This is a genomic window from Sphingomonas azotifigens NBRC 15497, from assembly GCF_002091475.1.
Classification (GTDB): Bacteria; Pseudomonadota; Alphaproteobacteria; order Sphingomonadales; family Sphingomonadaceae; genus Sphingomonas; species Sphingomonas azotifigens.
In genome coordinates, this window is the sequence record NZ_BCTR01000102.1 from 1 (window position 1) to 7,733 (window position 7,733).

At 67.0% G+C, this 7,733-nt stretch carries 6 protein-coding genes; 1 reads left to right on the forward strand and 5 read right to left on the reverse strand.

All coding sequences use genetic code 11. The features are described from left to right. Positions 1-58 precede the first annotated feature (58 nt). The 5 genes from SAZ01S_RS22630 to SAZ01S_RS22650 form a co-directional block, all read right to left on the reverse strand. Positions 59-1,921, reverse strand: coding sequence for a methyl-accepting chemotaxis protein (locus SAZ01S_RS22630; RefSeq protein WP_245825143.1), 1,863 nt, complete (start codon positions 1,919-1,921; stop codon positions 59-61). Between the two features lie 170 nt (positions 1,922-2,091). Continuing rightward, positions 2,092-2,775, reverse strand: a complete 684-nt coding sequence (locus tag SAZ01S_RS22635; protein WP_084584597.1) for a Fe2+-dependent dioxygenase — start codon at positions 2,773-2,775, stop codon at positions 2,092-2,094. Next, complete coding sequence (locus SAZ01S_RS22640; RefSeq protein ID WP_084584598.1) at positions 2,769-3,467, reverse strand: tetratricopeptide repeat protein; 699 nt, start codon at positions 3,465-3,467, stop codon at positions 2,769-2,771. Before SAZ01S_RS22640 ends, SAZ01S_RS22635 begins: the two co-directional genes overlap by 7 nt. Continuing rightward, positions 3,467-6,019, reverse strand: a complete 2,553-nt coding sequence (locus tag SAZ01S_RS22645) for a TonB-dependent receptor (RefSeq protein WP_245825145.1) — start codon at positions 6,017-6,019, stop codon at positions 3,467-3,469. Before SAZ01S_RS22645 ends, SAZ01S_RS22640 begins: the two co-directional genes overlap by 1 nt. A gap of 142 nt (positions 6,020-6,161) precedes the next feature. After that, complete coding sequence (locus SAZ01S_RS22650) at positions 6,162-6,479, reverse strand: hypothetical protein (RefSeq protein WP_084584600.1); 318 nt, start codon at positions 6,477-6,479, stop codon at positions 6,162-6,164. Between the two features lie 241 nt (positions 6,480-6,720). Between SAZ01S_RS22650 and SAZ01S_RS22655 the strand changes: the two genes are divergently transcribed. Beyond that, entirely contained in the window at positions 6,721-7,617 is an 897-nt protein-coding gene (locus SAZ01S_RS22655) for an alpha/beta hydrolase (protein ID WP_245825147.1), read from the forward strand. The last annotated feature ends 116 nt before the right edge of the window (positions 7,618-7,733 follow it).

Here is a 7,733-nt window from a genome sequence, read left to right on the forward strand (position 1 = left end):
TGACGGGTAGAGGCTGGAGGAGTCGGTATCAACGCAGCCTGGTATTAGTGCGGATAGGTTAGAAGCTGGCCCAATCGTCGGCGCCGACCGCGACCGCGCGGACCTCGGCAACCGAGCGCGGCTTGGGCGTGGCGGCGCCCGAGGTGGTTTCCTGGCGCGCCCTGACCGAGGCCGCTTGGCCCTGGCCGCGGCCGGTGTTGAACCGCAGCGCCTGCGCCTTCAGCGACGCGACCTCGGTGTTGAGGTTGCGCGCCGCGGCGGAGGTTTCCTCCACCATCGCGGCATTCTGCTGCGTCATCTGGTCGATGCTGCTGACCGCGGTCGAGACCTGGGTCACCGTCGTCGCCTGCGCCTGGTTGTCGGTCGCCATCGTCGCGAGCAGGCCGTGCACCTCGTTCACGTCGCCGACAATCTCCCCCAGCGCCGCATCGACGCGGCGGACCATCTCCGCTGCTGCCGTCACGTCTGCCTGGGTGGCGGTCAGCTGATCACGGGCGCGGCCCGCTTCCTCCTCCGCCCGCATCGCCAGCGCGGAGACGAGGTCGGCGACCACGGCGAAGCCGCGGCCGGCTTCGCCCGCACGGCCCGCCTCGACGGCGGCGTTCATGGCGAGAACGCGGGTCTGGAACGCGATCTTGTCCAGGCCTTCGATCACGGTGTCGATGCCCTTGGCGCTCTCCGACACGCGCGACATCGCCTGCATCGCCTCGTCGGCGACGCTGCGCCCCGAATCCACCACACCGATCGCGCCATTGGCCCGCTGGACGGTCTGCGTCGCTGCCATTGCGGTGTTCTTGATGCGCTGGTTCATCTCGGTGACCGCGGCCGAAGTCTGCTCGAGGCTCGCGGCGGCGCCTTCGGTGCGGCGGGCTAGGTCCTCACTGGCCTGGGCAATCTCCGCCGAGCCGGTCGAGATCGTCTCGGCGCTTTCGACCACCGAGGCGATCAGGTCGCGCAGCGCCGTAACGGCGGCGTTGAAATTGCTCTTCACGCCGGCATATTCCGGCGCGAAATCGGCGTCGATCGACGCAGTCAGGTCGCCGCCGGCCAGCTTGTTGAGGCGATCCTCGAGCGTTTCCACGACCTGCTTCTGCGCGGCATCGCCCGCCTGCTTGGCCTTCTCCGCGGCCGCCTGCGCGATCGCCGCGTCCTTGAACACGAGCACCGACTTGGCCATCGCCCCGACCTCGTCGCCACGCTCGGTGCCCGGAACCGCCGTCTGATGGTCGCCCGACGCCAGCGCCCGCATCGCATCCTGCAGACGCGCCAGGGGATTGACGATCTGCGCCTTCGACACGAACGCGGCGGCGGCCATGGTCACAGCGACAGCAAGCGCCGCCGACACCAGCAGCATCGTCTGCAGCGAGAGCGATCCGGCGGTGAGGTCGCTGGAAGTCTTTGCGGCATCTTTGACGCGGCCATCGTTGATCGTCACGATCGTGTTGATCAGCTGCGACGCCATGTCATCGGCAACGAGCAGCAGCTGGCGGGTGCCCTCGTCCTCGTTCCGCAGGCCAAGCGCGATCGCCTTTTGCAGCTGCGCGTGCAGCTGCCCGAGCTTGTCCTGCACGGGAGCCAGCGCCGCCGCCGCCGCAGGCTCGCGCTTGATCACGTCCGCGAGATTGGCCGAGGCGGTCTCGAACGACGCCTTCTCGTCGTCCGCAGCCGCGCGCGCGTTCGCGGACCCGCCGTCATAGGACATCACCCGATAGCCATCGTACATCATCGCGGTCACGACGCGCGACGTGCGGACGAGCTTGACCGTGTCGGGCATCTGGTTGTCCACGATCTGGCTGTAGCTGGTGTCCGCCGTCATGACGTTGCGGCCGCCTACCCAGGCGACACCCAGCGTGACGACGCCGAGCGCCGCGAGCAGCAGCATGATCTTGAACTGGATCTTCAAATTCGAGAAGGCAATCACAGGCGATGTCCCAAGAGCAAGTACGTGTGCGCGCGCACACCAATCCCTGCCGACTTATAGGATCCGCTTGGTATGAACGCGCGATTTCACGCTGAAATCCCTCGAAAACCTTACATTACCGAACGATGCCGCGCTGCAACGCGACGGCGCCGCGACGCCAGGGGTGAGCGCTAGGCATCCGCCCAGCGGCGCAGCAGGTTATGGTATACGCCGGTCAGCGCCACCACTTCGGCATGCCCCTGCCCCAGCTCCCCGGCGAGCGCCTGGATCGAGCGGTCGAGATCGAACAGGATTCGACGTTCGCCGTCGTCGCGCACCATCGACTGGAGCCAGAAGAAGCTCGACGTCCTGGCACCCCGTGTCACCGGTTCCACCCGGTGGAGGCTCGACGAAGGATAGAGGATCGCGTGCCCCGCGGGCAGCTTGACGCTCTGCTCGCCGAACAGCCCCTCGATGCGCAGTTCGCCGCCGTCATAGGCTTCGGGAGGCTCGAGGAACACGGTCATCGACAGGTCGGAGCGGATGCGGAAGTCGCTGCCGCGCTGGATGCGGATCGCATTGTCGACATGGGTGCCGAACGCCTGGCCACCGGCATAGCGGTTGAACAGCGGCGGGAACACCTTGAGCGGCAGCGCGGCGGCGACGAACAGCGGCGAGCGGGCCAGCGCGTCGAGGATCATCGCGCCCGCCTTGCGGTGCGCCTCGCCGCCTTCGGGCAGCTGCTCGTTGCGCTTGGCGAGCGCCGATTGCGTGCCCGAGGTGACGTTGCCGTCGACCCACTCCGCCGCGTCGATGATGCCGCGGATGTGCGCCACTTCGTCTGCGGTCAGCAGGTCGGGGATCGGAATCAGCAAAGATGGATCTCCAGTTCCGGCCAGGGCGAGCGGCGGAGCCACGCGCGGGCCTTTTGCACAAAGGCCGGGGTCGCGGTCTCGCTGCAGCGCGTCAGCCAGTGCGCCGCCGTGTCGAGCAGCCCGTCGCCCGCCAGCATGCGGGCATGGTTGAACGCCCCGCGAAAGTCGCCGCCCTCGGCTGCGCGGGCATAGCAGTCGGCCGCCTTCACCATGTCCTGCGGCACCACCCAGCCATCCTCGTGGAAGCTGCCGACATAGTTGATCGCCTTGGCGTTGCCCGTCGCCGCGGCCTTTTCGAACCAGGCGAGCGCGGCGGCCTTGTCCTCGGTCAAGCCTTCGCCGAGCGCCAGCGCGGTCGCGTAATTATACATGCCCCAGTCGAGCCCGCGCTCGGCGGCGACGCGGAAGCACTCGGCGGCGCGCACCTTGTCGATGGTCGTCCCCCAGCCGAGATCATAGCAGCGACCGAGCATGTTGAGCGCCATCAGATGGCCGGCGCGCGCGGCGCGGGCGAACCAGTCGAAGGCTTCGGTCGCGCGGCCCTGGTCGAGGAGCATCTGCCCCCATACCGCCTGCGCCTCCGCGACGCCCGCTTCGGCACCTTCCCGAACGAGCGCCGCCCGCGCCTCCGGCGAACCGGAGAGGCGGGCGGCAATGTCCTCGGCGCTGAGATCGTCGAGCGCAGGGCGCATCAGAACTTCACGTTGAGCGTCGCAAAGGCCGAGCGGCCCGGTGCGATCGTCGCATAATGCGAGGTATAGGCCTGGGTGTAGTAGGTCTTGTCGGTGAGGTTCTGGATGTTGGCGCTGATCCCCACCTTCGGCGTCAGCTGATAGGCGATGCGTGCGTCGAAGCGCCAGTAGGACGGCACCGACCGGACAAGGACCTTGGTTGCCGGGATTACGGTCACCACGCCGCTTGCATCCTGCACGGCCGAGCGATTGTCCTGATAGCCGCCCACCACGGTGCTCGCATAGAAGGCGCCACCGCCCAGGCTGAGCCGCGATACGGGCTTGAGATCCGCCCAGAGGGTAAAGCTGTCCTTGGCGGTCTGGGTCGCCATGCGGCCGGTGTTGACCGACGGCACCGCCACCGTCTTGGCCGCCTGGATCGTCGTCGTGGCGCCATTGACGGTCTGCGTGATCGCTGCCGCGGTGAGAATGGTGGAGCCGCCATCGACGATCTTCGGATCGAGGTGGGTATAGCCGCCGAACACCGTCAGCCACTTGGTGACGTTGCCGTTGAAGGTCAGCTCCAGCCCGCGGATGCGGCGCTTGCCGACGAACTCGACCGTGTTGTTCGCGCCGGTGACGCGGGCATTGTCGGTATCGGTCTGGAAGGCTGCGGCGGTGAGCGCCAGTTGCTCGTGGAACAGATTGGCCTTGGCGCCGACTTCATAGGACTTGGTCTTTTCCACCTTCAGGCTGTCGAGCAGGGCCGCGGCGGTGACCGTTGAACCGAGTTGGTTGCCGTCCTGCCCTTCGCCCACCAGGCTGTTCGGCGGCGTCGCCGAGGTAGCGTAGCTGGCGTAGAGGCTGGTGTTGCGGGTCGGCTTGAACACCAGGCCGGCCTGCCAGTTGAACAGGTTGTTGGTCTTGCTGAGGCGGAAGGTGCTGGTTGCCGCCGCCGACTGGCCCGGCGTTACCGTCGACTTGAAGCGATCATAGCGCGCGCCGACGTTGAGGATCAGCTGCGGCAGCAGCGTGATCGAATCGAACCCGTAGAAGGCGACCGTGCTGGCGTCGTTCTGCGTCTCCTCGATCGGCAGCGAGCGGACGACCGGCGAGGCAGTCGTCGCGCTGTCACTGGCATAGTTGGTCCAGGGATCGCTCGGGTTGGGCGAGAACACGCTGGCGCAATAATAGCGGGCGATCGTTGCGGTGTTGCAGCGCGGGCTGGTCTGGCTACCCATCGACAGGATCTCGACGCCGGTCGAGGGGTTGAGATAGCCGCGCGTCACGAAGGTACCACGGCGCGCCTTCTCCCAATCGAACTCCGCACCCACGGAGAAGCTGTGCTTCACCGATCCGGTCTCGAACGTGCCGTACAGGTCGGTCTGGTTGGTCAGCGTCTTGGTATAGCCGTAGCGGGTGTTGGCGCGGCGCCACACCAGGCCGCCGGTAAGCACGTCGCCCCGGGTGCCGGCCGCGCCGGTGACGGGGTTCGCCGTCGCGGTGCCGAACACATTGCCTTGGCTGTCGTCCGGCAGGGTGAAGATATAGGCTTGGTCGGTATAGGTGTAGCGCGACGTGTTGCGCAGCGTGATTCCGCCGAAATCATGCTCAGCCCGCAGCGTTGCCTGGTGGGTCTTGGCGTCGCGGAAGTCGCGGCTCGCCACGCCGTAGAAGTTCGAGCGATCGACATGCCCCTTCACCCCGGTGATGGTGGTGAAGTCGCCGACGATCGGCCGGCTCTGGATGGTACCCATGCCCGGCGCATTGGCCAGCGTATAGGCATAGGGGATGCCGCTGTCGGGCAGCTCGTGGCTCTCGAGATAGTAATAGGAGGCGGTCAGCCGGGTGTCCGTACCCATGCCGATCGTCACCGACGGCGCCACGCCCCAGCGCCGCTGCCACACCGCGTCGCGCCCGGCGACATCCTGGTCGTGCCACAGCGCAGCGATGCGCACGCCGACCTTGTCGGCCAGCTGGTGGTTCACGTCGAGCGTGAAGCGCTTGAAGTCGGCGGTGCCGGCGCTCGCCGACCCGGCGATGAAGTTGCCGGCCACCGGCAGCTTCGAGATGATGTTGATTGACCCGCCGGCGCTGCCGCGGCCGCCCAGCGTCGAATCCGAACCGCGCACGATCTGCACTTGTTCGGTGGCAAAGACTTCGCGCGTCTGCGCGCCGAGATCGCGCACGCCGTCGACAAAGGTCGAACCCTGGCTGTCAAAGCCACGGATGAAGGGCCGATCGCCGATCGGATTGCCGCCCTCGGCGGCGCCGAAGGTGATTCCCGGCACCGTGCGCAGCGCGTCGGCGAGGCTGGTGGAGCCGGTCTGCTCGATCACCTCGCGGGAGAGCACCACGACCGAGCGCGGCGTGTTGACGACCGGCGCCACGCCCTTGGGACCGGCGAGTTCGCTGGCACGCTGGCCGTTGACGATGATCCGGTCCTGATCGTCGGAGTCCGGGCCGCTCGCTTCGGAATCGGCATGCGCCGGCGCGGTCGCGACGAACCCGACACAGGCGAGCGCTAGAAAGGCAGGAACCCGGCTGGACACGGCAGGAGAGGAAGAACGCAACGTAGGTAGCCCCGTATGATTGTTACGGACCTGCTATTGCGAGCTCCTCGCAAAGTCAACGCTAATGCGAGCGGTTTGCAGAGAAAAGGCAATGAGGCGGCAGACTCGCCGATCTGGTTCAGGGTATGTCACTAGTTGTACATCATTGGTGATTCGTGACTACCGTAATCACTGCCGCCAGAAGCAGCACGAGCGCGGCAGCAGCAACCGTCTCCCGCTTGGAGTGGCCATTCCACTCCCAAAAGCGATATCCGGCGAAGCGCGGCATGTTGCGGCGGAGGCCGCCGCCGAACTGCTCGATCCATTGGTATTCGCGCTGGGTGATCTCGCGCGCGACGCATACGGCAATGGCACAGAAGGCGCCCAGCCAGGCGGCGGGTACCAGGTCGACGCCGAGCGCGCGCGCCAGCCCGAGTGTCATCGCCTGCAGCACCAAGGCGAGCGGAAGATGTGCGAACATGGCGTGTAGAACGCGCAAGCACCCGCACGGTTCAGCGCCGCTCGCCGCCACTAGTCCGTCTAGATGCCGGCGTTCTGGTCGTAGACGCTGCAAGAATGTTGGACAAATGATGCCGCCTGCGAGATAGTTGGCACGCATAACCAATAGCACATCGGAGGAGAGGAGCATGCCGCAACGCGTTCCCCAAGCAAGACGGCGACTCGGCCGCAGGCTGAGAGGGAGCCTGACCGGCTCGGCGCTGATGGTCGCTGCGCTCACACACACGCCGGCGCTGGCCCAGAACGACAAGATGGCCCCGATCGCGACCCCGGCGCAGCCGAGCGCGATCGCGCTCGGCACCGGCCCGCTCCCCGGCGCAAAGGCGAACGAAAGCTGGCACAGCCAATATGGCAGCGTCTTCGCCCGCAACGTGACCGTCGCCACCCTCACCCCCTTTCTGCCCGATCCGGCCAAGGCGAATGGCACCGCGGTGATCGTCGCGCCGGGGGGCGGCTTCACCTCGCTGTCGATGCAGAACGAAGGCTGGGACGTCGCCAAGGCGCTGGCGGCGCACGGCGTCGCCGCGTTCGTGCTCAAATACCGACTCAACCAGACGCCGCAGGAGCTCGCCGCCTATGAGGCCGCGATGAAGGCGCGCTTTGCCGGGGGTGGCGGCGGCCCGCCGCGCGGTGCCGATCCCAAGGCGATGATGGCCGGCATCGCGACTCAGGTGACCGATGCCCGCGCGGCCTTCGCGCTGGTGCGCAAGCGCGCCGGCGAATGGCACGTCCAGCCGGACCGGATCGGCATGGTCGGCTTCTCCGCCGGCGCGATGCTCACCCTGGCGACCGCGCTCGACGGGCAGGACGCCAAGCCCGCCTTTATCGGCACGATCTACGGTCCGCTTACCACCTTCCCGGTACCGGCCGACGCACCGCCGCTGTTCGTGGCGCTCGCGGCGGACGATCCGCTGTTCGGCAATACCGGCTTCGGCCTGATCGACAGCTGGCGCGGGGCCAAGCGGCCGGTGGAATTCCACCTGTTCGAACAGGGCGGCCACGGCTTCGGCATGTATCCGAAGAAGACGACGAGCACCGGCTGGTTCGACGAATTCGTCCGCTGGATGACAATGCACGACTGGATCAAGGCGGGGGTGTGATCGACCGCGATAGGCGGAAAGCGAAAGCCATATCCTCCCCCACCTGGGCAGGGCTATCGCATTTGGCAAAATTTGCTCCGTCATCCCGGCTTCCGCCGGGATGACGATTGTTTGGG

What these genes read in the sequence shown, in the direction of transcription:
- SAZ01S_RS22655 (WP_245825147.1), top strand. Translation starts at nt 6,721, where the DNA reads ATGGTCGCTGCGCTCACACACACGCCGGCGCTGGCCCAGAACGACAAG.
- SAZ01S_RS22650 (WP_084584600.1), bottom strand. Translation starts at nt 6,479, where the DNA reads ATGTTCGCACATCTTCCGCTCGCCTTGGTGCTGCAGGCGATGACACTC.
- SAZ01S_RS22640 (WP_084584598.1), bottom strand. Translation starts at nt 3,467, where the DNA reads ATGCGCCCTGCGCTCGACGATCTCAGCGCCGAGGACATTGCCGCCCGC.